This is a genomic window from Bombella pollinis (assembly GCF_026385485.1).
Lineage (GTDB): Bacteria > Pseudomonadota > Alphaproteobacteria > Acetobacterales > Acetobacteraceae > Bombella > Bombella pollinis.
Map to the genome: position 1 here is coordinate 1 of NZ_JANIDX010000008.1, position 24,179 is coordinate 24,179.

General features: G+C 53.7%; 20 protein-coding genes and 3 tRNA genes. 7 read left to right on the top strand and 16 right to left on the bottom strand.

Features of this window, described 5'->3' with window-relative positions:
* Positions 1 to 169: 169 nt before the first annotated feature.
* The 6 genes from atpC to NQF89_RS08115 form a co-directional block, all read right to left on the bottom strand.
* A complete protein-coding gene (atpC, locus tag NQF89_RS08090; RefSeq protein ID WP_266137928.1) occupies positions 170 to 601 on the bottom strand; it encodes an ATP synthase F1 subunit epsilon in 432 nt (143 codons plus the stop codon).
* A 3-nt stretch (positions 602 to 604) separates the two neighbouring features.
* A complete protein-coding gene (gene atpD / locus NQF89_RS08095) occupies positions 605 to 2,068 on the bottom strand; it encodes a F0F1 ATP synthase subunit beta (RefSeq protein ID WP_155573929.1) in 1,464 nt (487 codons plus the stop codon).
* A 22-nt stretch (positions 2,069 to 2,090) separates the two neighbouring features.
* Positions 2,091 to 2,990, bottom strand: coding sequence for a F0F1 ATP synthase subunit gamma (locus NQF89_RS08100; RefSeq protein WP_155578920.1), 900 nt, complete (start codon positions 2,988 to 2,990; stop codon positions 2,091 to 2,093).
* Positions 2,991 to 3,001: 11 nt separating this feature from the next.
* Positions 3,002 to 4,540: a F0F1 ATP synthase subunit alpha gene (gene atpA / locus NQF89_RS08105; protein WP_155573931.1), complete on the bottom strand. Its 1,539-nt coding sequence runs from the start codon at positions 4,538 to 4,540 to the stop codon at positions 3,002 to 3,004.
* Positions 4,540 to 5,115 carry an ATP synthase F1 subunit delta gene (gene atpH / locus NQF89_RS08110; protein WP_266137929.1) on the bottom strand — a complete coding sequence of 192 codons (576 nt, stop codon included), beginning with the start codon at positions 5,113 to 5,115 and terminating at the stop codon, positions 4,540 to 4,542. The genes atpA and atpH overlap by 1 nt, the downstream gene beginning before the upstream one ends.
* A gap of 491 nt (positions 5,116 to 5,606) precedes the next feature.
* Positions 5,607 to 5,681: transfer RNA gene (locus tag NQF89_RS08115), tRNA-Gly, on the bottom strand.
* 195 nt (positions 5,682 to 5,876) lie between these two features.
* Here NQF89_RS08115 and NQF89_RS08120 point away from each other — a divergent pair.
* The 3 genes from NQF89_RS08120 to nusG all read left to right on the top strand — a co-directional run bounded on the left by NQF89_RS08120 (position 5,877) and on the right by nusG (position 6,822).
* Positions 5,877 to 5,953 (top strand) — tRNA-Trp (locus NQF89_RS08120).
* 71 nt (positions 5,954 to 6,024) lie between these two features.
* Positions 6,025 to 6,279 (top strand): preprotein translocase subunit SecE, encoded by a 255-nt coding sequence (gene secE, locus NQF89_RS08125; RefSeq protein WP_155573974.1) that lies wholly within the window; start codon positions 6,025 to 6,027, stop codon positions 6,277 to 6,279.
* A gap of 9 nt (positions 6,280 to 6,288) precedes the next feature.
* Positions 6,289 to 6,822 carry a transcription termination/antitermination protein NusG gene (gene nusG, locus NQF89_RS08130; protein ID WP_155573932.1) on the top strand — a complete coding sequence of 178 codons (534 nt, stop codon included), beginning with the start codon at positions 6,289 to 6,291 and terminating at the stop codon, positions 6,820 to 6,822.
* Positions 6,823 to 6,976: 154 nt separating this feature from the next.
* Here nusG and NQF89_RS08135 read toward each other — a convergent pair whose 3' ends face one another.
* Genes NQF89_RS08135 through NQF89_RS08145 form a run of 3 tightly spaced genes read right to left on the bottom strand, consistent with a single transcriptional unit; the run spans position 6,977 to position 10,704 of the window.
* Entirely contained in the window at positions 6,977 to 7,636 is a 660-nt protein-coding gene (locus NQF89_RS08135; protein ID WP_266137930.1) for a PqiC family protein, read from the bottom strand.
* A gap of 3 nt (positions 7,637 to 7,639) precedes the next feature.
* Positions 7,640 to 9,316, bottom strand: a complete 1,677-nt coding sequence (locus NQF89_RS08140; RefSeq protein ID WP_266137931.1) for a PqiB family protein — start codon at positions 9,314 to 9,316, stop codon at positions 7,640 to 7,642.
* Positions 9,313 to 10,704 carry a paraquat-inducible protein A gene (locus tag NQF89_RS08145; protein ID WP_230873214.1) on the bottom strand — a complete coding sequence of 464 codons (1,392 nt, stop codon included), beginning with the start codon at positions 10,702 to 10,704 and terminating at the stop codon, positions 9,313 to 9,315. Before NQF89_RS08145 ends, NQF89_RS08140 begins: the two co-directional genes overlap by 4 nt.
* 169 nt (positions 10,705 to 10,873) lie before the next feature.
* Between NQF89_RS08145 and NQF89_RS08150 the strand changes: the two genes are divergently transcribed.
* Together NQF89_RS08150 and NQF89_RS08155 are read left to right on the top strand one after the other, a co-directional pair.
* Positions 10,874 to 10,948 (top strand) — tRNA-Thr (locus NQF89_RS08150).
* 26 nt (positions 10,949 to 10,974) lie between these two features.
* Positions 10,975 to 11,772, top strand: coding sequence for a restriction endonuclease (locus NQF89_RS08155; RefSeq protein ID WP_266137932.1), 798 nt, complete (start codon positions 10,975 to 10,977; stop codon positions 11,770 to 11,772).
* Between the two features lie 62 nt (positions 11,773 to 11,834).
* On the opposite strand, the gene ahpF is transcribed toward NQF89_RS08155, so the two are convergent.
* Both ahpF and ahpC read right to left on the bottom strand, forming a co-directional pair.
* Positions 11,835 to 13,403, bottom strand: a complete 1,569-nt coding sequence (ahpF, locus tag NQF89_RS08160) for an alkyl hydroperoxide reductase subunit F (protein ID WP_155573935.1) — start codon at positions 13,401 to 13,403, stop codon at positions 11,835 to 11,837.
* Positions 13,404 to 13,544: 141 nt separating this feature from the next.
* Positions 13,545 to 14,117 carry an alkyl hydroperoxide reductase subunit C gene (gene ahpC, locus NQF89_RS08165; RefSeq protein WP_099027534.1) on the bottom strand — a complete coding sequence of 191 codons (573 nt, stop codon included), beginning with the start codon at positions 14,115 to 14,117 and terminating at the stop codon, positions 13,545 to 13,547.
* Between the two features lie 230 nt (positions 14,118 to 14,347).
* On the opposite strand from ahpC, the gene NQF89_RS08170 reads away from it, so the two are divergent.
* Positions 14,348 to 15,298, top strand: coding sequence for a hydrogen peroxide-inducible genes activator (locus NQF89_RS08170; protein ID WP_155573936.1), 951 nt, complete (start codon positions 14,348 to 14,350; stop codon positions 15,296 to 15,298).
* Between the two features lie 151 nt (positions 15,299 to 15,449).
* Here NQF89_RS08170 and putA read toward each other — a convergent pair whose 3' ends face one another.
* The 5 genes from putA to NQF89_RS08195 form a co-directional block, all read right to left on the bottom strand.
* Complete coding sequence (gene putA / locus NQF89_RS08175; RefSeq protein WP_266137933.1) at positions 15,450 to 19,085, bottom strand: bifunctional proline dehydrogenase/L-glutamate gamma-semialdehyde dehydrogenase PutA; 3,636 nt, start codon at positions 19,083 to 19,085, stop codon at positions 15,450 to 15,452.
* Between the two features lie 276 nt (positions 19,086 to 19,361).
* Positions 19,362 to 20,438, bottom strand: a complete 1,077-nt coding sequence (gene mnmA / locus NQF89_RS08180; protein ID WP_155573938.1) for a tRNA 2-thiouridine(34) synthase MnmA — start codon at positions 20,436 to 20,438, stop codon at positions 19,362 to 19,364.
* Between the two features lie 10 nt (positions 20,439 to 20,448).
* Complete coding sequence (locus tag NQF89_RS08185; protein ID WP_099027482.1) at positions 20,449 to 20,763, bottom strand: ferredoxin family 2Fe-2S iron-sulfur cluster binding protein; 315 nt, start codon at positions 20,761 to 20,763, stop codon at positions 20,449 to 20,451.
* Between the two features lie 36 nt (positions 20,764 to 20,799).
* Positions 20,800 to 21,954 (bottom strand): cysteine desulfurase family protein, encoded by a 1,155-nt coding sequence (locus NQF89_RS08190; protein WP_266137934.1) that lies wholly within the window; start codon positions 21,952 to 21,954, stop codon positions 20,800 to 20,802.
* Positions 21,951 to 23,132 carry a cysteine desulfurase family protein gene (locus tag NQF89_RS08195; protein WP_266137935.1) on the bottom strand — a complete coding sequence of 394 codons (1,182 nt, stop codon included), beginning with the start codon at positions 23,130 to 23,132 and terminating at the stop codon, positions 21,951 to 21,953. The genes NQF89_RS08190 and NQF89_RS08195 overlap by 4 nt, the downstream gene beginning before the upstream one ends.
* Positions 23,133 to 23,426: 294 nt before the next feature.
* Here NQF89_RS08195 and NQF89_RS08200 point away from each other — a divergent pair, with 294 nt between their 5' ends.
* Positions 23,427 to 24,152: an alpha/beta hydrolase gene (locus NQF89_RS08200; protein ID WP_155578924.1), complete on the top strand. Its 726-nt coding sequence runs from the start codon at positions 23,427 to 23,429 to the stop codon at positions 24,150 to 24,152.
* The last annotated feature ends 27 nt before the right edge of the window (positions 24,153 to 24,179 follow it).

The following is a 24,179-nucleotide window of genomic DNA, read 5'->3' on the forward strand; positions in this document are numbered from 1 at the left end:
TCACATAATCTTCAAAAAACGCAGAAAACAGCCAATTATTAAAAAATCACTCCCCCTCACAAATCACCCAATGCCATTCCTAAAAACAAAATCCCTGTGAGCCTGAACATAAAAAAAGCCGCCTCCTTCACAGGAGACGGCATTCTCTTAAATCACGCACTCTCTAAGCTTAAAGAGCCTTGAGGTCATGTTGTTGGACTTTTTGAGCCACTTCAATCTCAGCACGGACAATCTGAATCTGGCGACTCAAGCTCTCGCGAAGCTCGATTTCATCAGGCCCAACGCTTGTCCATTGGCTTTTTAGCTCATTAAGCGTCTGACGAGCATCATCAATGGAGAGGTCCTCCAAAGCGCGCACCGAATCGGCGAGAATCGTGCAGTGGTCTGCTGTCATATCGACAAAACCACCCCCAACGAAGCAACGCTCCAGAACCTTGCCATCCTGATACAAGGTGACAACCCCACCGCGGAGCTGCAACATCAATGGGGCGCGGCCTGGCATGGCCGCAATGTCCCCCTCAGTCCCCGGAACAACCACCATATCGACCTCACGGTCGGTATAGCGTTTCTCCGGACTCACAATCTCGGTGCGAAGCGGCATGGATCAACCCTCCTGCTTCATCTTCTCGGCTTTAAGCTTAGCTTCCTCGATGGAACCAACCATGTAGAAGGCACCTTCTGGCAAATCGTCACACTCACCATTCACAACAGCCTTAAAGGACCGCACTGTATCTTCCAGAGCGACCAGCTTCCCCGGAGAGCCCGTAAAGACCTCAGCAACATGGAAGGGCTGAGACAAGAAACGCTGGATACGCCGTGCGCGACCAACGATAAGCTTATCTTCTTCAGAAAGCTCATCCATACCCAAAATTGCAATAATATCTTGCAATTCTTTGTAGTTCTGAAGCGTGCTTTGCACAGCGCGTGCGACTTCGTAATGCTCTTCCCCCACAATCTTAGGATCCAAAGAGCGAGAGGTGGAATCCAGAGGATCAACAGCTGGATAAATCCCCATCTCAGCGATGGAACGGTTAAGCACCGTTGTTGCATCCAAGTGGGCGAAGGTCGCGGCAGGAGCCGGGTCAGTCAAGTCATCCGCAGGGACGTACACAGCCTGAACGGACGTAATGGATCCCTTCTTTGTAGAGGTAATGCGCTCCTGCAATGCGCCCATCTCTGTTGCCAAGGTAGGCTGATACCCCACGGCGGAAGGAATACGCCCTAACAGAGCAGACACCTCAGAACCGGCCTGTGTGAAACGGAAGATATTATCCACGAAGAAGAGAACATCTTGCCCTTCCACATCACGGAAATATTCCGCGACAGAAAGGCCCGTCAAAGCAACACGCGCACGGGCACCGGGTGGCTCATTCATCTGCCCATAGACAAGGGCCACTTTGGAGCCGCCATCACCGCCATTTTTATCAAGCTTGATAACGCCTGCACCCTGCATCTCGTAATACAGGTCGTTCCCTTCACGCGTGCGCTCACCCACACCGGCGAACACAGACACACCACCATGCGCCTTAGCAATGTTATTGATAAGCTCCTGAATAATAACGGTCTTACCAACACCAGCACCACCGAAAAGGCCAATCTTACCACCCTTCAGATAAGGGCAGAGAAGATCGATCACTTTAATCCCCGTTACGAGAATCTCCGTATTGGCGGCTTGCTCCTCAAAAGATGGGGCAGGGCGATGAATCGGAAAGCGTTGGTCCGTCTTAACCGGGCCGCGCTCATCGACAGGCTCACCAACAACGTTCAGGATACGGCCTAATGTTGCTGGCCCAACAGGAACAGTAATCTGCTCCCCTGTATCGGTTACCTCTGCCCCGCGGGTGAGACCATCGGTCCCCTCCATAGCGATACAGCGAACTTGATGCTCACCAATTTCCTGCGCGACTTCCAGAATAATGGTTTGGTCACCATTCTTCACATGAAGTGCATTCAGAATATGGGGTAGCTTGTCCGTAAACTGAACATCCACCACAGGTCCACGAATCTGGGTGATCCGTCCGACACCTACGCCGGCATGGTCAGCAGAGCGGTTGATTCCCTCAGACATCAGATTTCTCTCCTGCATGATCTCAGACGGCTTCCGCGCCGGAAATAATTTCGATCAGCTCATTAGTAATGTTGGCCTGCCGCGTACGGTTATATGTAAGTGACAGACGCTCGATAGCCTTGCTCGCATTACGGCTAGCATTATCCATAGCCGTCATACGAGCCCCTTGCTCGCCAGCGGCACTCTCTAAAAGTCCAGAATAGAACTGTACTTCCAGATTGCGCGGTAGAAGCTGCGCAAGCAACCCGTGGCCATCAGGCTCAAACTCATAAATGGCACCATCCTCCCGCTTATTAGCGGCGGCACCATCATTTTCCACCACGGGAAGCGGAACGAGACCAAGCTTCTCCGCATCTTGTGTCATCGCATTCACAAAGCGATTCCGCATGAGTGCGCAGGCGTCAATCTCCCCAGCCTCGACCATCTCCGTAACCTTTTTGGCCAATTTCTGAGCCAAGGCATAGGCCGTTTTTTGAGTGCTGGCATCGTTATGAAGCGACTCTACAATGAGGTCGGGGTAGTAACGCTGAAAAACATCCGTCCCCTTACGCCCGACTGTGAGCAAACGCACTGTGCGCCCCTCAGCTTGCAAAGCTGCAATCTCCTGCCGGGCGAGACGGATGATATTGGCATTAAAGCCACCCGCCAAACCACGATCGGACGTCACAACCACGAGGAGATGCACATTATCCTTACCTGTCCCCGCTAGTAGCGGAGGCAGAGTAGAGGGGTCCATCCCCTGAGAGGCCGCGGCTAACTCACCCATCATACGCCGCATTGTATCGGCATAAGGGCGGGCTGCTTCGGTTTGATTCTGGACGCGCCTCAATTTCGAGGCGGCGACCATTTTCATTGCGCTGGTAATCTTCCGGGTTGATTTAACCCCGGCAATCCTCCCGCGCAGTTCCTTCATTGAAGCCATGACCTAAATCCTCAGGCCGTAAACCGTTTGCCGAAAGCGTCTAGCAAGGACTTCAACGCGCCCTCGCTCTCCGGTGTGAGCTGCTTCTCTGTATGAATCTTCTCCAAGAGGTCCTTACCGCTACGGCGGACTTCCTCCAGAAGGGAAGCCTCATAAGAAGTCACTTGGTTCACGGCAACAGAGTCCAAATAACCATGCGTACCAGCGTACAACACCACCACTTGCTCAGCAGCGGAGAGTGGCGCAGTTTCTGGCTGTTTGAGCAGCTCCACCAATCGGGCACCACGGTCTAGCTGACGGCGCGTAGCAGGGTCGAGGTCAGAAGCAAACTGAGCAAAAGAGGCCATCTCACGATACTGAGCTAGCTCTAGCTTGATGCTCCCAGCAACCTGCTTCATCGCCTTAATTTGCGCTGCCGATCCCACACGGGACACGGACCCACCAACATTCACAGCAGGACGAATCCCTTTATAGAACAGGTCTGTCTCCAAGAAGATCTGCCCATCGGTGATGGAAATCACATTGGTAGGAATGTAAGCAGATGTATCACCGGCTTGCGTCTCAATCACCGGCAGACCTGTCATGGAACCGCCACCGCATTTATCGGACATCTTGGCGGAACGCTCCAAAAGGCGGGAATGGAGATAGAACACATCCCCGGGGAACGCCTCACGCCCCGGCGGACGGCGCAGAAGCAAGGACATTTGACGATAAGCAACAGCCTGCTTGGAAAGGTCATCATAGCAAAGCAGGGAGTGCATGCCATTATCGCGGAAATACTCACCCATAGCCGAGGCAGAATAAGGGGCGAGATACTGCATTGGTGCGGCATCGGAGGCTGTCGCGGCCACAACGATGGAGTATTCCATCGCCCCGGCTTCTGTCAGCTTACGCACGAGGTTTGCCACTGTGGAACGCTTCTGCCCGATAGCAACATAAATACAATAGAGCGTCTTTTTAGGGTCACCCTCGGAGTTTACAGCTTTCTGAGCGATGATTGTATCAACCAGAATGGCGGTTTTACCTGTCTGGCGGTCACCAATCACAAGCTCACGCTGGCCACGCCCGATAGGCACAAGCGCATCAATGGCTTTAATCCCTGTCTGCATAGGCTCGCTAACAGACTGACGAGGCATAATGCCTGGGGCGCGGACATCAGCGCGGCGATATTCAATATCATCCTTAATGGGGCCACGACCATCAATCGGGTTCCCCAACGCATCCACAACACGCCCTAGAAGCCCCTTACCAACGGGGACCTCCACCACTTTACCCGTCCGCAGGACGGTATCACCCTCGCTGATGTCATCGCCATCACCAAAAACAACGACACCCACGCTATCATTCTCAAGGTTGAGGGCCATGCCGCGCACGCCACTCCCCTCAAACTCAACCATCTCACCGGCCTGCACATTGGTCAGACCATAGACACGAGCAATACCATCCCCAATGGAGAGAACGGTACCCGTCTCTGACACGGCTTCAGGCTGATCGAAAGACGCGATTTGCTGCTTGAGGATTTCTGAAATCTCGGCGGGACGGATATCCATCACGCGGCTCCCTTCATGGCGTTCTGCAGACGGGCCAGACGCCCGGCGATCGATGTATCAAAAAGAACAGAACCAACACGCACCGTCATACCCCCTAAAAGGGATTGATCGACACGCTCGGTTATAGCGACATTGTTATAGCCAGCCTGCTGGAGACCGGCGCGAAGAGCTTCGCGTTGGCCATCATCCAGAGGTTGTGCTGTCGTTACTTCTACGGGTACTTCTCCGCGCTGTTGTGCGTCTAAGAGAAGAACGGCGTAGAGAATCTCATCTAAGCCCGCAAGACGGCGTTGCCGTGCGATAAAACCGACAAAGCGGCGTACCGCGTCCCCCAACCCTAAAGCTGAGACAAGGGCCTTCACCACACCTTCTGCCTGCCTAAGGTCAAGCCGAGGGTCAGCCAACGCGATACGGAGATCCTCACATTGAGCAATTGCATCACGCAATAAGCCCACCTGCTTCAGGACATCCGCTGTATCTTGTCTGCTGTCCGAGAGATAATCCTCAAAGGCCTTTGCATAACGCTGCGCCACTTCTCCGGGCGTTCTGACCTGCTTATCCTGTGCAACCGTCACGGGCTCATTCCGTCTTCATGAGGTTCTGCTTGTTGGCCAGTTTCCCAGCCCCCTGACCGGTACGCCCCAAGACGATGCCATACGATATGACCCCTCCTAGAACCGGAACCCGGTCAGCGTTTCGTTCATAACCACTAACACGGCCTTTACCGCCAACGCAACTACGCGCCCTACCCCGCTATGCCCCCTCATGAAGGGGTAAGATACCCTCTAGGACACAGCGATTTACCCCCTCTTTATCGCCTCATCTTATGAGAGAAAAAATCTATCCTTTTAAGGGAACGCAAAAAGGCAATACGGCCTAACAACCCCCTGAAATAAAGCTGTTATTGCAACAATAAGACCTGCGTACAACGCAGAAGGAAAAGCGTAGATAAATAGGAAAACAGCCCCCCTCAAAACCCTGCTGAGAGAAGGCCATATCATCTTGCTGCAAAAGCTGCCCTTGCACAGGAAGCATAGCGGCACTGAATTTATTTATGAGAAAATGCTGGAGCGGGCGAAGGGAATCGAACCCTCATCAGAAGCTTGGAAGGCTACTGCATTAGCCATTATGCTACGCCCGCTCGATGCGCTGGGGCTTATAGCTCATCCCGCTTCTTCTATGCAAGAGATTCTCCCATAAGAAGGAAATAATAAAGTTTTTCTATTTTCATGCTAATTTTCATGGAGATAGCTCTTGACTTTATAGCGTTCTCGTTATCTTTTCCTGCCCATCATCCAACCGCATGGAAGGATGGTTAAGGTCGATTCGACCCTGAAGGGGTGTAGCTCAATTGGCTAGAGCGCCGGTCTCCAAAACCGGAGGTTGCGGGTTCGAGACCCTCCACCCCTGCCACGTCATACCCTGCCTGAACCGCTTGCCTTACAATGAGGCAAGCTGTGATGGCCGCAGTCGATTTGAGGATAATGGTGTCGGTCACAAAGCCGAAAGGCACTTCGCCGAAAAGGCCCCCGGCCCAGAAAGGCCAAGGATTCAGCCTTCGCAGATATTTTGCAGATGTTCGTGCCGAGGCCAAACGTGTAACATGGCCCACACGGCGCAACACTATTGTGACGACGGGTGCCGTGTTGGCAATGGTCGTTGCGACCTGCATTTTCTTCTTTATCGTGGACCAAGTGATTGGTCTGGGAATCAGTAAAATCTTGGGTATCGGAGGCTAAAGAAACATCATGGCAAAGCGTTGGTATGTTGTGCATGTTTATTCAGGCTTCGAGAAAAAGATTGCCGAGCATATCCGTGAGCAAGCCGATAAAAAGGGCTTGAGTGACCAGTTTGAGGAGGTTCTTGTACCTTCTGAGGAGGTTACGGAGGTGCGCCGTGGGCGCAAAGTGAATGCGGAACGGAAGTTCTTCCCCGGCTATGTGCTGGTGAAAATGGAGCTGACGGACCAAGCGTGGCATCTCGTCAAGAACACGCCCAAAGTAACGGGCTTCTTGGGGACGCGTAATAATCAGCCAACGCCGATTAGCAATGCAGAAGCTAAGCGCATCCTCCAGCAGGCACAGGAAGGTGTGGAACGTCCACGCTCCAGCCTCAGCTTTGAAATTGGTGAACAAGTCCGCGTCTCTGATGGGCCTTTCACCTCCTTCAATGGCAGTGTTGAAGATATTGATACAGAGAATCAACGCTTGAAGGTGAGCGTCTCCATCTTTGGACGCTCCACCCCAGTTGATCTTGATTATAATCAGGTTGAGAAGCTCTAAGAAAGCTTACCCGTCTTTCTTCTCATTATAAAAGCCACCTACACTTTCTCCTAAAGGGCGGTGGCTTTTTTATTAAGCTATCTACCTAAAACCCTCTACGAATCGAGATGATTCATAGAGGGTTCATCACATACCAAGCTAGATCTGTTAGTTTTTACCGTGTGGAAGGCGGCAAGCTAGATAACAGCTGGATCGTTTGGTCTGACAGTGCCCCTAGCCCTTCTGCCAATCGAGCTACCAACGCAGCCTGCCCTCCCATTACAGGTTGAGACGATACCCATTGCACTGGGACCGCACGCGCCTCTGCCGGTGATGCCCCTACGCGATGCGCTGACAACACGCCTTTAATAATAGCATGGTCTGCATCATCTTCCTCAAACTGGGAGAGGCTTAACTCCACAAAGGCTCCTGGCCCTACCGCTACCGATTCATTTTGTGAAAACACGATATGACCCGGCAAGCGTTGGCGCAGATTCGCAACTAACGTATGGCCTATCATCTCATTAAGCGGCTCGCTCCATGCGGCACCGGGGATGATGTGGTCCTGCGCGTTGCGTGTTACTTGCACAATGCCATCTTTATCCAGCCGCGCCGTTACTGATGGCGTCCGCACCTCAACCACTTGCGGCACTGTCATCCCCACAAGGGAGGGTGCAACCACCCCCTCCTGAGGGGCCAGCACATAATAGGCGGTTGGCCCACTACTACATGCGGTAAGCATAACACCACTTCCCACGCAGACCGCACCGAGGAGGGCCAAACGCCCCCCCTTCTTACGCAAAAAGAGCGAGGGGATATGAGAAAACTTCATCATAAATCAATGCTTCCGGCCAACGATAAGGGACGAAGGATGACGGTCCAGATAATCTGCTAGCATCTGGAAGGAATGGGACATCCGCGTCAGTTGTACAATAAGGGCCTCAATATTTCGGCGGGCATCTGTATCCCCTCCATAAGCCCCAAGCAGGGTCTTTGCTTGGCCCAAAGCCCCATTGAGATTCTCCATAATCGCGGGGAGATTCTGGTCTGCATGGCTCAGCAAATGATTCAACGACTCTAAAGAGGCCCGCAAAGCTGTAAGAGAGCGCGCCGTATCAGGGCTACTGATTCGCTCATCACTATGGGCTAAGAGGTCGCTCAAATGCTCGCCTATTTGCGTCAGCGGCATGGCAGAAATCTTATTCGTAATCGTGGAGACAGACTGAAGGATACCATCCATACCACCCGGTTCGCTGGGGATAACAGCCACCCCCCCTTCAAAAGAGAGAGTGGCAGGCTTCCCGGCGGCCTCATGAACAAAAGTGAAGGCAATCATCGATTCCCCTGTCAGGAAGCTGACATTCTGGACCGAAGCCCGCATCCCTTCTGCAACAAAATCGCCCAATAATTGGGACATATTCTTCGGGTCGCCATCGCTTTCCCCAACAACACGTTCGGGTTCTAACTGCATCTCAACACGCACGCGAGGATTATGGGATTTATTACCCAGCTCCAGATGGACACCTGTTACTTGGCCAATTTGCAGGCCAAACATGGTGACCTTGCTCCCTTCTGTTAGCCCACCAACGGCTGCATCAACATAAGTAACTACCCGTACACGGTGCCGATACCGGGCATTATCAGCGTCATCCTGCGTCTCATAAAGATGAAACACGGAATTAGACGCCGCTACAGGTGTATCCTCATCCTGCACTTTATCAGGCCGCCCAAAGGCAACACCGCCAGACAGCAACGCTTGAATGGATTGCAAACGAATCTTCAACCCACCGGGGCCAAAACCAATCTGCATCCCAGAGACATTCCAAAAACGGCTATCGGTCCGCAAATAACGGTCATACGGGGCTTTAACAAACACGCGCAACAGCAAGGGACCTTCACCCCCGGGAGGTACAGTATATCCCAGCACCTCACCTACCTGCATATCACGGTAGAAGATAGGCGCACCCGGCCCAAGAGAGTCCAGCTTGGAGGAGACCAACCAATACATGCTCCCCGGCTGGTCAGACCGCACACCTGGAGGGTTCTTCAACCCCTGAAAATGGCTTTGATACCGCCCCCCTTTTGGATCGCCGGGGTCCATCGCAATATAAGCCCCGGAAAAGAGCGTATCCAACCCAGTAATGCTCGTCCCATTAATACGCGGGCTTACAACCCAAAAGCGCGTATGCTCATTTAACGCGCGAGAATCGATACCGCTCATTTGGACGGTAACATCAGCATGGGTCATGTCTGGGCTTAGCGTGACAGACTGCACAACACCCAAGGTGACGGCCTTGTTTTTCACCTGTGTTTGGCCGGGGATAATGCCATCAGCGGCATCAAAGGAAATAACAATACGCGGGCCCATCGTGGCAAAATGCTGCCATGCCAACCAACCTGATATGCCCAACGCAATGACAGGAATAATCCAAAGAACGGAAAAGCGGGCTGGGCGGGTCTCCCCGGCTACATCACGCCAATGGCCCGGATGTTTCTTATGCTGCTCGTCACTCACGCTTTTTCGGGCTCCATATCCTGTAATGCCGGTTTATCGCTTTCCCCTTTTTGCGAGGCGCGATCAAACGATTCTTGATTATACCCTGCGGCATCCCACATGCAGCGTGGGTCATACAAATCCGCTGCGAAAATAGTTAATACCACCACCATGGCAAAAAAGACCACACCGGGCTCGGCCTCAACACTTGCCATAATGCCAAAGCGCACAACAGCCGCCAAAATGGAAATCATGAACACATCAATCATCGACCAACGGCCAATAACAACAACGAGTTTATAAAGCCGGGTAAGTCGCCTCAGCCCTGCAAGGCTCGCCTTCCCACGATATTGGCAGATAATCATCAAGCCCAGCAGGACAATCTTTAAAACGGGCACGGTGATACTCGCAAATAAGACAAGTAAGGCTAGAAAATAAAGGTCGGATTGCCAAAGCTGTATCACGCCAGAGATAATTGTGCTGGGATGGCCGTGGCCCATCCTGATAAAGGCCATAACAGGCAATAAATTAGCGGGAATGTAAAAAATTAACGCTGCCAATAAAAATGACAAAGCAGCGCGTAATCCGTTGCGCTTCCGCCGCCGTAATATCTGCCCACAACGAGGGCAATCTCCCATATCGCGCTCATCATCCACAACATGCCGTGCTACAAAGCTCATACCGCACGCATGGCAGGAGAGCATATGCTTCTCCGGTGGGATGATGCGGTTTTCTATCTGATACACACCTAATTTACGCCGCTGCTGGACAGAGCGATGATGCCAGATCATCTCTACATCGAATGTAGAATCCATCGCCGCCATCAACAGCATCAATCCGCCCAGCAAAAACACCCCCGGCTGGAGTGTAACAAGAGCGAGGTCCACCAATTTGGTATAAGCCACCAAAACCCCAATAACGAAGACCTCTATCATGGACCATGGGCGTAACCGCTCATACCATGCCATAAGCGGGCGCACCCATAAGGGCATCTCACGGCGTGACGCTCCGTATAAAATCACCGCCATAAGACATAGAACAATGCCAGGCATCAGCACGCTTGCAAGCAATACTAGAATACTAATTCCACCAAAGCCTTGTCGGGCCAGCTCCATCGGGCCGCGATAAAGCGATACCGTGCTCTCCCGCCCATAGACATTGATCGTCAAAAGCGGGCTGACCAATAACACAATGTACAGAGCCAAAGAGGCAAGGCAGAAAATTAACGGCCCGCCAATCTCATCAGTTTTACGGCGGCGGGCCATTGTCTCCCCACACCGTGCACAAGTCAGCACATGACCGGGCTTTAACGGTGGGAAATGCTGAAACAGGCCACAGCCAGCACATTCATGCACGCCTTCCACAATTTTAAGATGTGGCTGCTCGCTCTCCTGCCGTGTGAAACTCAAGGACCCGCCTTGGATCCACAACCCCTTATGAAAATGGTCTTTTCTAAGCATCATCTTCTCATGCTCTGTTGCGCGCCTCTCTGCAAGCCTCCTTCGCCCTCTTAACAAGAAATAATTTTACCCATACCATTGCCCCCCTTTGTAATTTTTTGTATAGGCTCGACCGGACGCCGACATAGCTCAGGGGTAGAGCAACTGATTCGTAATCAGTAGGTCCTCGGTTCAATTCCGAGTGTCGGCACCATGTTCCTTATAGGAGCAACGCGCTATATGATTGCGACCGTGCCGTCATTTTTGCCCGGACACGCTATCGCCATCCTCCCAGCAGATTTTGGGCTAGTCTGCTTCTTCGCTATCCTCTTTTTGCAATATCGCCGTTACGTCAAACGCAAGCGCAAAGCATGGCTTGTACTATGCCGCCTGATTGTCCAACACCAAAATACGCTCGCACAACGCCGCCAGACATGTTTGACGAAGGATCATTACGGCATCATCCATAAAAAACGCTGGGATACGGAGCTGGACTATTTTTGCCGCGCTATTTTACGTCCGGCTTTAAACCAGCAGACACTCGGGCAATTTTGGCCTATCCTCCAAAAGCCTATCATGCGGCGTATTCATCGGGTTACAAAAACTCTCCTCAAACGCCAACAAAACGCCCTTACCCAACTACAAGATAGCGCGCCAGACCTTCCCCCAGAACAATTCACAACTGCTATGGACCCGCTAGATTATGAGCGTTTTTGTGCAGGGTTGCTCTGTAAAGCAGGCTGGAAAGCCGTAGCAACCCCACCGGGGAGTGACCAAGGGGTGGATATTCTTGCCGAGCAAGCGGGTATTCATTTTGTTGTTCAATGCAAGCTTTATACACGACCAGTCGGCAATAAGGCCGTGCAGGAGATTTTTACAGCACGACAGCATCGTCATGCTCATTATGCTGCTGTGGTCTCTAATGCCGGTTACACACGCTCCGCTCGGCAATTAGCCCACGCAACGGGTGTGCATTTACTGCATCACAGCCAGCTTACAACCCTGAGTCTTGAGGACCTCCAGCCCGCCTTAGCCTAATACCAGACATAGAAAAGGCCGGCTCTTACACCGGCCTTTTCTCCCTTCAGAGCCGCTAAGCTTTAGGAGGCTGCTGGGACGCGGATCAAATGGTCAAAGGCGGAGAGAGCGGCTTTTGCCCCTTCACCCATAGCGATGATGATCTGCTTATAAGGCACCGTGGTCGCATCACCAGCGGCGAACACGCCGGGGATGGAGGTACGGCAGCGTTCATCAATGCCAATCTCACCGATGCGGGACATCTCGATGCTGCCACCTTTCAGCCAGTCTGTGTTCGGCAACAAGCCAATCTGCACAAAGATGCCGTCAACATCGATGCTATGCTCGCTATTATCCTTCACATCCTGCCAGCTTAGGCCCGTCATCTTACGGCCATCACCACGAATCTCGGTTGTGCGTGCATTCACCACAATATCGACATTCGGCAAGCTACGGAGCTTATTTTGCAGCACCTCATCGGCTGTTAAGACCGGGTCATATTGGAGCAGCGTCACGCGGGAGACGATACCGGCGAGGTCGATAGCCGCTTCCACACCGCTATTACCACCGCCAGCCACAGCCACCGGACGTCCCTTAAAGAATGGGCCATCACAATGCGGGCAGTACGCCACACCGCGTGTACGATATTCTTCCTCGCCCGGTACGTTCAGCTGACGCCAGCGAGCACCCGTTGCCACAATGATGGTACGCGCCTTAAGATGCGCGCCGCTCTCCAGCACGATCTCATGCAGCCCACCTTCCTTCTCAGCAGGGATGAGCTTTGCTGCACGCTGCGCCGTAATGACACGAACATCATAGCTACGAACATGCTGCTCCAGATTCTTCGCCAGAGCGGGGCCTTCCGTCTCCGGTACAGAGATAAAGTTCTCAATCCCGGCTGTATCCATGACCTGACCACCAAAGCGTTCAGCCAGGATACCGGTCCGCACACCTTTACGCGCGGTATAAATCGCCGCAGCACAGCCTGCTGGGCCGGAGCCAATCACCAACGTATCAAACGGGGCTTCATCATTCAGCTTCTCAGAGGCTTTTGCAGCACCCTCTGTATCAATCTTAGCCAGAATCTCCGGCAGTTCCATCCGCCCGGTGGAGAAACGCTCCCCATTGAGGAAGACTTGCGGCACAGAGCGTACATCACGCTCATTCACCTCATCTTGGAACAATGCCCCATCAATAGCGGTATGATGGATGTTCGGGTTAATCACGCTCAGCGTATTGAGAGCCTGCACAACATCTGGGCAGTTATGGCAGGAAAGGGAGAAATAGGTCTCGAAGTGGAACTCACCCTTTAGAGCCTTAATCTGCGCAATCTGCTCAGCCTCAACTTTTGGGGGATGACCGCCCACCTGTAGCAGAGCCAGCACCAGAGAGGTGAACTCATGCCCCATTGGGATACCGGCAAAACAGACCTGAACATCAGAATCCGCAGCACGAATCACAAAGGAAGGACGGCGAGAGTCCGTGCCATTATCTTGATAGGAAACTTTATCAGAGAGTTCGGAAATTTCTGTCAGAAACTCCTTCATCTCACGGGACTTGTCGCCCTCATCGAGGGAGGCAACAAGCACAATATTATGGCGCAGATGCTGGAGGTACCCTCTCAGCTGGCCTTTAAGATCATCGTTCAGCATGATTCTCTCCAGAAGCTCTGGTGCTCAAAAACACTCTGTTAAGGCCATAAGCCCTATGAAAAAGGAGGCGCGCCACAGCACAGCACGCCTCCCCAAAAAGGTGGGGAGAGGCCCCCACCAATATCCCTTAATAGGATGTGATCAGATCTTGCCGACCAGGTCCAAAGAAGGGTTCAGAGTAGCTGTATCACCGCCCTCTTTCCACTTAGCAGGGCAGACCTCACCGGGGTGAGCTGCAACATACTGAGCGGCACGGATCTTATCGAGCAGCTCCGCAGCACTACGGCCTACGCCCTCGGAAGTGATCTCCATGTACTGGATCTTCCCTTCTGGGTCGATCAGGAAGGTCGCACGGTCAGCTGTGTGGCTGCCATCAGCACGCAGAGCATCGAAGTTACGTGCAATATCACCAGAAGGATCGCCGATCATGGTGTACTGCACCTTCCCAATAGCTGGGGATGTGTCGTGCCATGCTTTATGCGTGAAGTGCTTATCGGTAGAGACACCGAAGATCTCTACACCCAGCTTTTGGAATGTAGCGTAATTCTCAGCGAGGTCTTCCAGCTCTGTCGGACAGACAAAGGTGAAGTCAGCCGGATAGAAGAAGACGACAGACCATTTGCCGCGTAGGTCCGCATCGGAGACCTGAAGGAACTTACCATCACGGAAAGCCTGAGCGGTAAAAGGCTTAATTTCGGAACCAATAGCAGGCATGGAGACCTCCTCATTTACTAACAAAGTGTAAACTTCCACCGAACTTGTGGAGCCCCTCATGGGAGCAACCGAAGCGCGAGAAAGTCAAGCAAGTTTATTGGTACCCCACCCTAAGGGTAACGTCTAATTGAGAGTTATTATGAGTATAATTAAGAATCATTATCAATCTTTCATTCCTTTCCATCTTTCCCTCTTGGCTCTGCCTCCAACTCCGCTTATGGATAGACTCTATGTCCTACGTTCCTCTCTCCGGTTTGTCCCTACGGGACATCGAATATGTTGTCGCAGTTGATGATCTGCGTAATTTTTCCCGCGCGGCTGAGCGTTGTGGCGTCAGTCAGGCGGGGCTTTCTGAGCAAGTACGCAAGCTAGAGCAGCTTCTTAATGTTACTTTGTTCGAACGCTCCCGCCGGCATGTTGCCCCCACGCCAGAAGGTGAACGACTCATCGCCTTAGGGCGCGACGTCCTCGCTTCTGCTCGCAATCTGCTAGAAGTCGCTCGCGCTCATACGGGGCCGCTGGATGGCTTGCTGCATATCGGCGTTATCCCAACCTTAGGGCCTTATTATATTCCCGGCCTTCTCCCACGGTTGCGGCAAAAATACCCTCAGCTCGGTTTGCGGTTAAGCGAAAATACAACGCCAAACCTTGTCCAGCTTCTCCGCCAAGGTAGCCTTGATGTTGCCTTTATGGCACCAACCACCGCGACCGAATCGCTAGAGCATGCGCCGCTCTTTCAAGAGCCATTCTTAGCTGTGTTCCCAAAAGACCACGAGCTTGCCCATAAGAAGAATCTCTCCATCAATGACCTAGCACGCCCTGATTTGCTCTTGTTGGAGGATGGCCATTGCTTGCGTGACCAAGCTCTCTCCCTCTGCCCCAGCAATTTCCGCGCCCAAGACCAGCGTCTTGCAACTAGCTTGGAAATGTTATGGCACATGATTGGCGCAGGAGAAGGTTTCTCCCTCATACCGCGCCTTGCTCTTAATAATCGGCATGAGTTTGAGGGGCTTGTTACGATTCGTGAACTTAACGAGGCTGAAGCCCGGCGGACAATTAGCCTTGTCTGGCGTCCATCCGACCCACGAGCAACCTCCTTCCGTGAGTTAGCCAACTTCCTCCGCGTTGCCACGCCAGAAGGATGCCTCCCCCTGCCCAAAACAAAAATCCCTACCACCTAAAAGCAGAACAGGACATATCATCATAAAAAGGGGGGAAAGAGCCATGGCTTCTTCCCCCCTTTTTCTTATCCATACCCTGCATATAGCACGAAGAAGGCCGGGTGGATTATGATTCACCCGGCCTTCTTCATCTATAAAGCGGAAGCCCCTCTTAGCTCAGAGCCATCAGCTCCGCATTACCACCAGCAGCCGCCGTATTAACGCTCACTAGCTTCTCTTGCACCAAAGCTTCCGGCTGAAGGGTGGAGCCATCTGCCCAATAGACCAACGGTACAGGGGCATCAGGGTTTTTGAGCTGGTCCGCCACAATCTGCCACAGCCCCTCATGCGCACTCTCAGCAAGAATGACAGAGCATGCCTCAACATCTTCTAACGAATCAGCAGGATGAATTGCCTCCCGTAGGACATCTGGCATGGTCTCCAACGTCTTAATCACCGCAGGAGCAGCAAGAGCGATGACCTCATTGCCACAGCTAATGGCATAGCTGATCATGCGCTTTAGGCCCTGCTCCGTCTCTGCCACAGCGAGGACGCGGCCCCGTGGCTCCAACGTGTAAGTATTGCTCTCCCCAACCGGGGATGGCAGCGCAAGCTTGCAGGAAAGCAAGCCATGATCCATCCAAGGTGTGACCTCATGGGCTAGGTCGCGATCATTCGTGCCCAGCCATAGCAACCATGAGCGTGCCATAGCCGGCATTGCCCCCGGTTGTGCGAGTGGCGTCCGTGGAGCATCTGCCAACTGGCGGCGCAAGGCCAGCGGACCCCCAGCCTTTGGCCCCGTGCCAGAGAGACCATGCCCACCAAAGGGTTGCACACCTACAATCGCCCCAACAATATTGCGATTAACGTAGATATTCCCTGCTTCCACCCGCTCCACAAGGAAGTCAATGCGAGAGGCAACACGGCTATGCACACCAAAGGTGAGGCCATACCCCCCTGCATTGCTGCGTGTGATAAGGGCTTCTAGCTCATCACGTTTATAGCGTAGGACATGCAGCACAGGGCCGAAAATCTCCCCGCCAACATCAGCGATGGAACTCACCTCAATCAAGGTTGGTGGCACAAACGTCCCCCCTTGTGTTTCCTCCTCCACGGTTGGAGCTTGGAAGACAGGGTGATTCCGGCGGCGTAGAGCCTCGATGTGATCGTTAATCCCTTTGCGAGCGACCTCACTAATGACAGGCCCAACATCAGTTGGCAACTTGGCGGGAATCCCAATCCGTAACTCCTCCATCGCGCCTTTCAGCAAGGAGATGATACGATCCGCAGCATCTTCCTGCACGCATAGCACGCGCAGAGCCGAACAGCGTTGCCCCGCACTATCAAAAGCGGAGGAGACGATATCCTTCACCACCTGCTCTGGCAAAGCGGAGGAATCGACAATCATCGCATTCAACCCGCCAGTTTCCGCCACAAGTGGAACAGGCTGACCATTGCGGCCTAAACGGCCATTCAACTGACGTGCAATAATCTGCGCAACAATGGTAGAGCCCGTAAACATCACACCACCGATGCGCTGGTCTGCCACCATGGCCTCCCCGACATCCCCTTCACCGGGAAGGAACTGCACAACCTCCTCTGGTACACCTGCCTCATGCAGAAGCTTTACAGCTTCCATAGCAATCAATGGGGTTTCCTCAGCCGGTTTGGCGATGACGGTATTCCCCGCAGCCAAAGCAGCGGACACCTGACCAAGGAAGATCGCTAACGGGAAGTTCCACGGGCTAATGCACACCACAGTGCCTAGGGGGCGGTGCGTCTCATTATTAAACTCCCGCCGGACTGTCCCGCCATAATAACGCAAGAAGTCGATCGCCTCACGGACCTCAGCCACAGCATTGGGGTAGGACTTCCCTGCCTCACGCACGGCCAACCCCATATAGGCAATGTAGCGTTCCTCCAGCAAATCAGCAGCGCGCTCCAAAATCGCACCACGTTCCTCAGCTGGACGTGCGGCCCAGCCTGCAAAAGCTGCTTCTGCAACATCTACAGCGTGGCGAATATCCTCAGGCACCGCAAAGGTCACTTGGCCGACCTGATCCTTGCGCTCCGCAGGGTTTGTAACGGGATGAACCGGACGCGTCGCCTCACCCAAACCGGGCACTAGCGGATAAGCCTCATACTGCTCTGGCAGGCTGTAAAGCACCTCGCCAAGATGGCTCAAAACAGGCTCATGGTTCAGGTCCATACCCTTAGAGTTTTGCCGCTCTGGCGCGAACATATCGAGCGGTTTTTTAATCTCAGGGTGAGGGGCTCCCACAGGGCTATAAGAGCGCGTAACCTTAACAGGGTCCTCCACCAATTTTTCTAGCGGAATGTTGGGGTCACCAAGCAGATTGATGAAGGAGGAGTTCGCTCCGTTCTCCAATAGGCGGCGGACGAGATAGGCCAACAGCGTGTCATATGTCCCCACCGGGGCGTAAATCCGACAAGGCCGGTTGAGGTTCTTTGCCCCCACAACGCGCTCAAAAAGGGCCTCACCCATGCCATGCAGACATTGGAACTCAAATTGCCCCGGTTGGAAGTCCTGACCAGCCATTGCGTAAATCGTGGCCACTGTCCGCGCATTATGTGTCGCAAATTGTGGGAAAATCGCATCCATTGCCCCTAAGAGCTTACGCGCACATGCAATATAGCTAACATCCGTATGGCATTTACGCGTAAAGACGGGGAAGTCCGAAACACCATCAATTTGAGCCTTCTTCAGCTCGCTATCCCAATACGCCCCTTTTACGAGGCGAATCATCACACGGTGATGCGTCTCACGGCCAAGGGCGATGATGTAATCCAACACAGCTGAAGCGCGCCGCCCATAAGCCTGCACAACAAAGCCGATGCCATCCCAATCCGTCAACTCTGGGTCGCGGCACAAAGCTTCCAGAATATCGAGCGAAATATCCAGCCGTTCGCTTTCTTCAGCATCAATATTCAAGCCGATATTGTAATGCTTCGCCCGCACAGCGAGGGCTTTTACAGTTGGCAGCAGCTCCTCCAACACGCGCTCACGCTTTGCCCGCTCATAACGCGGATGCAGGGCAGAAAGCTTAATGGATAGGCCGGGACGCTCATAGACATTCTCACCCTTAGCCCGGCTACCGATAGCCTCCAACGCTGCATGGTAAGACGCCTGATACCGCTCGGCATCGGCATGGTCCAACGCAGCCTCACCCAGCATATCGTAGGAATAGGTAAAGCCTTGTGCCTCACGCTTGCGGGAATCCTTCAATGCGCCTTCAATAGTCTGGCCAAGGACGAATTGCTGGCCCATCATCTGCATTGCAAATTGCACAGCCCGGCGGACAATCGGCTCCCCACGATCACGCAGCAGACGATGAATCACGCCCATACGCCGCTTAGGCGCAACGAGACGGCCGGTAATGTCCAATCCCCATGAGGCTGCATTGATGATCAAGCCACGATCACGCCCCATATGAGAGAGCCAGTCCCCCACACCAACTTGGTCCCGAATCAACGCATCACGCGTGGCATGGTCTGGTGTACGCAGCAAAGCCTCGGCCATGCTCATCAGAGCCACACCCTCCGATGAGGCAAGGCTGAACTCTTGCACCAAGGTCTCAACAAGGCCTGGCTGGCGATGATCGCGCAGCGCACGCGCTAGAGAAAGCCCAACTTTGCTGGCGATTGCTTCCTCATCAACGCTCATCTCAGCGGCTGGAATCAAAGCCTCAACGCAGGCTTGCTCTGGGTACCGGATTTTCTCGGCAATGGCCTTCCGCAGAGCGGAACGTTCCGGTAATGAACCAAAATGACGTACAAAATAAGCCATACCAAACCCTCAAGCTGATAGCGTGATAATCACTTCCCGTTGCTGGTGGAGAAAGAACTTCTCTACCTCCAGCCAGACCATGAAACATAGGGGGTTGTCCATATCCAAAAGGAAGATTTGTGCAAAATATATTTTAAAATCGAAACATTCCTAAAGCGTGGCCCCCTCTAAGAGGCCAAATAACACCTTCAGAGCCCACTTTTGCGCCCCTCTTTCGCAAAAGCGACTCTTTTCCTCCCATAAAATCAATAAGATGTGATTCATATAGTAGAGCGTTTAGGCGAGAATAAACCCACCACCCAGAACACGCTCCCCCTCATACATCACACATGCTTGCCCCGGTGCGGGCAAAGCGGGCTCTTCGAGCTGAACCTCTGCCCGATTCCCCTCTAAGGGGCGTATAAGGGCTTGACGCAACCCCTCACGCGCGCGTAGCTGCACTCCGCAGCGCACGCCGTCTGCTGGGGCATCAATCAGCCAATTCATATCCCTTAGCTGGACGATGCGGCGGCTCTCATCATGAATGACCTTCTGACGCGGGCCAACAATAATGCGGCGGGAAGGCACATCAATCGCCGTGACCATCTGACGTTCCCCCGTACCGGTATGAATATCCCCCAACCGGCGGCTCTGCCCCACAGTGTAACGCGCAATCCCCTCATGCTGGCCCAGCACATTGCCGTGCTCATCTACAATATCGCCCGGCCCACCAATCTCTGGTCGCATCTTCTCCACCAATGTGGCGTAAGAGCCATTCGTCACAAAGCAAATATCCTGACTATCGCGCTTTGTCGCCACATCCAGCCCTAGCTCCTCCGCTAAGGCACGGACATGAGCTTTATCGGGCATCTCACCAAGGGGGAAGCGGAGGAACTCCAACTGTTCCCGCGTTGTGGCAAAGAGAAACCAACTTTGGTCTCTATCCCGATCCACAGGGCGGTGCATCTCCACCCCAGTAGGGCCCTCAACCCGGCGGACATAATGGCCAGTCGCCATAGCCTCGCAGCCTAAATCCCGCGCCATTGTCAGGAGGTCCGTAAACTTAACGCCCTGATTACAAGCCACACAAGGGACAGGGGTTTCTCCCCGGGCGTAAGAATCGGCAAAACTCTCAATAACGCTATCGCGGAAGCGGCTCTCCGCATCAATAACGTAATGAGGAAAACCGATTTTCTCCGCCACTAAACGCGCATCCATAATGTCCCGCCCTGCACAGCAAGCCCCCGGCTTGGCGGGGCCGCTATGGTCGTAAAGCTGTAAGGTGGCCCCGATGACCTCGTGGCCTTGCTGCTTGAGCAACGCTGCCACAACAGAACTATCGACCCCACCAGACATAGCTACAAGGATGCGCATAACGCTTACCTTACCCCGCTTTGGGAAGATGAACGACAAGGCCATCCAGCTCATCTGTCATGATGATTTGGCAGCCAAGGCGCGATGTTTTCTCCAGCCCAAAGGCGAGGTCGAGCATATCTTCTTCATCATCGGTTGGGCTGGTGAGTTTATCGGCCCATGCTGGGTCCACGATAACATGGCATGTCGCACATGCTAGGGAGCCCTCACAGGCTCCTTCAAGGTCGATATTATGCTCATGGGCAATCTCCAAGACGGAGAGACCTGCCTGTGCCTCCACCTCATGGCGGCTACCATCACGCTCAACAAAAACCATCCGTGGCATAAACCCTCACTCCCTCTGAAATCCACACAGGCGTGGTTAACCACCTGTTAAAACCTGCCTAAATTGAGCCACTGCGCGTTCCACGTCATCTGCTGAGGTAAAGCGTCCGACCGAAAGACGCAAGCTCCTGCGTGCTTCTCTATCGGTCAAGCCCATTGCCTGCAATACATAAGACGGCGCACCAGACGCTGCCGAACATGCTGAACCAGCCGAAAAAGCCAGCCCCGGCAGGGATTTCATCAAGTCTTGAGCCTCCGGCCCATCAGGTAAGCAGCAATTCAGTACACCCGGCAGATGCGGAGCTTGGCCGCCATTAAGCCGCGCTGTTGGGCAAAGCCTCTGCATAGCCTGCCAAAGCTGGCCGCGCAATGCCATAAGGCGCGGCACCTCCTCCGGCTGGGCGGCTAGGGCAAGACGTGCAGCGACAGCCATCCCCACAATGAGCGGGACAGGCAATGTGCCAGAGCGCATACCACGCTCCTGCCCTCCACCAGAGATTAAAGGCAATAGCCGCACACGAGGCCGCCGCCTTATATATAACGCTCCGACCCCTTTAGGGCCGTATAGCTTATGGGCCGAGAATGAGGCGAGGTCGATCCCCTCTAAACTGCATGGTAATTTACCGAACCTCTGCGCCATATCAACATGCAGCAACGTCCCTGCTTGCTTGATAAGCGGCATAAGCTGGGGAATGTCGTGGATTATACCTGTCTCGTTATTCGCTGCCATGAGGCTTACAAGCGCGGTTGGTGTTTTTAAGGCCTCGGCTAATCGGTTTGGCTCTACACGCCCATCAGGCCCTACGGGGAGGATAATAGGCTCAAACCCTTCATCTGCGAGGGAGCGCACAGCCTCCAACACGCATTTATGTTCCGTTGCGGCTGTAATGACGCGCCGTCTTGTATCGCCCTGCGTCTTTAAGAACCGCACCGCCCCTTTAATGGCCAGATTATTGGATTCAGTCGCCCCCGAGGTCCATATCACCTCATGAGGGCTCACCTGCAAAAGCTGCGCCATCTCTTGGCGGGCCTCCTCTACGGCCTCCTCCGCCGCACGGCCAAGCTGATGCACACTCCCAGCATTGCCAAAGGACGCCGTAAAATAGGGCAGCATGGCCTCTATAACACGCGGGTCACAGGGGGTTGTCGCGAGGTAATCTAAATAGATAACCTCCTGCTTATCCGCCTTCATGACGTAGTACGATTATTTTGTAAGAGGCCACGCTCGGCAAATCGCTGCGCCATACGGCTATAAGCCTGCCCAAAGGCACGCACATGCTCTGCTTGCACATTCCATGGCAGAGAGATGCGAATCGCCTGCCCCGCGCCTTCGCCTTGCCCCATAGCCTCCAACACATGGGAGCGCGCCACTTTGCCGGATGAACAGGCCGAGCCAGCAGAGACGCAATAACCCTCGATATCCAAGGCCATAAGCTGCATCTGCGCCGCTACACCGGGTAGAAGGGCACTCACCGTATTCGGCAAGCGCGGGACGTCACGGCCCATAATGACCGCCCCTGCATGGCAGCAGATGGCCTCTAGCTCATCACGCAATATCTGCAGGCGACTCCATTCTTGCTGCTGGCTTTCCACCAACGCAGCGGCCATGCTGAGATGCGCTGCAAGGGCGGGGGTACCCCCGCGCCGTCCACGCTCTTGCCCCCCACCGGGAAGAAGGGGGGGTAAGGGCCGGTCCTCTGGCAGAAGAAGAGCCCCCGCCCCCATTACCCCACCCATCTTATGGGCAGATAAAGCAAGGCTCGCCCCTACTAACGCCCCTGACGCCACGGCTTGAGAGAAAGGGTCTGTCCCGCTCATCCGCCCCGCTGCTTGCACCGCATCAATATGCAAATGCGCTCCGTATTGGCGGCATAAAGCGGCAATATCCTCCAACGGTGCGTACACGCCTGTCTCATTATTCGCCGCCATAATACATACGAGCGCACCTGCCTCTGCTGCATGGGAGGCAAGCTGTGTTTCCAAAGCTGCACATTCTATGAGACCATTTTGATCCACCGGAATCACGCATGCTCCCGGCGCGGCTTTACGAATGGCGTCATGCTCGGTCGCACCGATGAGGATAGGCCGCCCTATCGCATGGCCAAAACCATGCACGGCAAGCGTATTCGCCTCTGTCCCACCGGAGGTGAACACAAAGCTATCCGCCTCTCGCCCAAAGGTCCCAGCAAGCTGTTTGCGTGCTTGCTCTAGCATCACACGGGCCTTACGCCCTGCTGTATGCACAGAGGCAGGATTACCCAGCTGGGCAAGCCCCTCATTCAACGCCTGTTGGGCTATGGGGCGTAACGGCTCTGTCGCATTAGCATCCAAATAAAGCGGGTTATGCTGTGAAGGCGGGGCATGAAGCATGGAGACTCCTCCTCTTTCTGCTGCCTCTGATAAACCTGACCCCTATAAAGAGACAAACATAATCTGATTTACTTTTTTGAAAAAACCGGCATGTGAGAGTCGATTTTACTAGAAATTAGTAAAGCAAAACCGATATACAACGCCGATATACCTCTCCCGGCTTGGTGTCCATCCATCTGCGAGGGGCGCAAAATCATGCCCGGTCCCACAAAGGCCGGGCATAATCGGTTCGTACATCACCTTACCCTCCATATTTTAGGGATGGTCAGGGTGGACAATAAAGATGAGAGACGCATGCCTGAAGTCATGTTCGCTGGCCCTGATGGGCGGCTCGAAGGCCATTATCACCATTCCGAAGACCCTAACGCTCCTCTCGCCCTTGTCATCCACCCCCACCCGCTCCATGGCGGGACGATGAACAACCGCATCACTTACACCATGTATCGGCGTTTTCAGATGATGGGGTTTTCCGTCCTGCGTTATAATTCCCGCGGGGTTGGTCGCTCTCAAGGCCGTTATGATGGCGGTATTGGGGAAATCTCCGATGCAGCAGCTGCTCTGGACTGGATGCAGATGATTAACCCCAACTCCTCGGAGTTGTGGATTGCTGGATATTCCTTCGGGGCCTTTGTAGGGATGCAGCTGCTGATGCGCCGGCCAGAAATCCGCGGTTGGATTAGCGTTGCCCCCCCTGCTGATGATTATGACTTCAACTTCCTCGCCCCCTGCCCCTGTAGCGGGTTAATGATTGCTGGTGGGCGAGATAACATGGCCCCAGAGCCTGTCATCCGTAAACTGGTTGAGAAGCTCAACACACAAAAGAATGTGACGGTGGATTATCGCCTCTTCCCAGAGGCAGACCACATCTTCTCCCAGCAAGCGGAGCTGATTGCCGATGCGTTGGAGGACCATGTCACCACCCGGCAGAAAAACCTCTTTGCACCAGAGCCTGCCTCTATCGCCGCCCCCGCGCTAGAACATGATGCAGAGCCAGAGCATGAGGCAGAAGCCATCGGCTAAGCGATCCCCCTTGCTATAGACTTCAGA

Excerpts from the sequence above, each read along its gene's own strand:
- atpC (WP_266137928.1), bottom strand. The coding sequence starts at position 601 with ATGCCGCTTCGCACCGAGATTGTGAGTCCGGAGAAACGCTATACCGAC.
- ahpC (WP_099027534.1), bottom strand. The coding sequence starts at position 14,117 with ATGCCTGCTATTGGTTCCGAAATTAAGCCTTTTACCGCTCAGGCTTTC.
- ahpF (WP_155573935.1), bottom strand. The coding sequence starts at position 13,403 with ATGCTGAACGATGATCTTAAAGGCCAGCTGAGAGGGTACCTCCAGCAT.
- secE (WP_155573974.1), top strand. The coding sequence starts at position 6,025 with ATGGTGTCGGTCACAAAGCCGAAAGGCACTTCGCCGAAAAGGCCCCCG.
- atpA (WP_155573931.1), bottom strand. The coding sequence starts at position 4,540 with ATGGATATCCGTCCCGCCGAGATTTCAGAAATCCTCAAGCAGCAAATC.
- NQF89_RS08195 (WP_266137935.1), bottom strand. The coding sequence starts at position 23,132 with ATGCTTCATGCCCCGCCTTCACAGCATAACCCGCTTTATTTGGATGCT.
- NQF89_RS08135 (WP_266137930.1), bottom strand. The coding sequence starts at position 7,636 with ATGATGAAGTTTTCTCATATCCCCTCGCTCTTTTTGCGTAAGAAGGGG.
- NQF89_RS08170 (WP_155573936.1), top strand. The coding sequence starts at position 14,348 with ATGTCCTACGTTCCTCTCTCCGGTTTGTCCCTACGGGACATCGAATAT.
- NQF89_RS08155 (WP_266137932.1), top strand. The coding sequence starts at position 10,975 with ATGATTGCGACCGTGCCGTCATTTTTGCCCGGACACGCTATCGCCATC.
- putA (WP_266137933.1), bottom strand. The coding sequence starts at position 19,085 with ATGGCTTATTTTGTACGTCATTTTGGTTCATTACCGGAACGTTCCGCT.
- nusG (WP_155573932.1), top strand. The coding sequence starts at position 6,289 with ATGGCAAAGCGTTGGTATGTTGTGCATGTTTATTCAGGCTTCGAGAAA.
- atpD (WP_155573929.1), bottom strand. The coding sequence starts at position 2,068 with ATGTCTGAGGGAATCAACCGCTCTGCTGACCATGCCGGCGTAGGTGTC.
- NQF89_RS08100 (WP_155578920.1), bottom strand. The coding sequence starts at position 2,990 with ATGGCTTCAATGAAGGAACTGCGCGGGAGGATTGCCGGGGTTAAATCA.
- NQF89_RS08185 (WP_099027482.1), bottom strand. The coding sequence starts at position 20,763 with ATGCCACGGATGGTTTTTGTTGAGCGTGATGGTAGCCGCCATGAGGTG.
- NQF89_RS08200 (WP_155578924.1), top strand. The coding sequence starts at position 23,427 with ATGCCTGAAGTCATGTTCGCTGGCCCTGATGGGCGGCTCGAAGGCCAT.
- mnmA (WP_155573938.1), bottom strand. The coding sequence starts at position 20,438 with ATGCGCATCCTTGTAGCTATGTCTGGTGGGGTCGATAGTTCTGTTGTG.
- NQF89_RS08190 (WP_266137934.1), bottom strand. The coding sequence starts at position 21,954 with ATGAAGGCGGATAAGCAGGAGGTTATCTATTTAGATTACCTCGCGACA.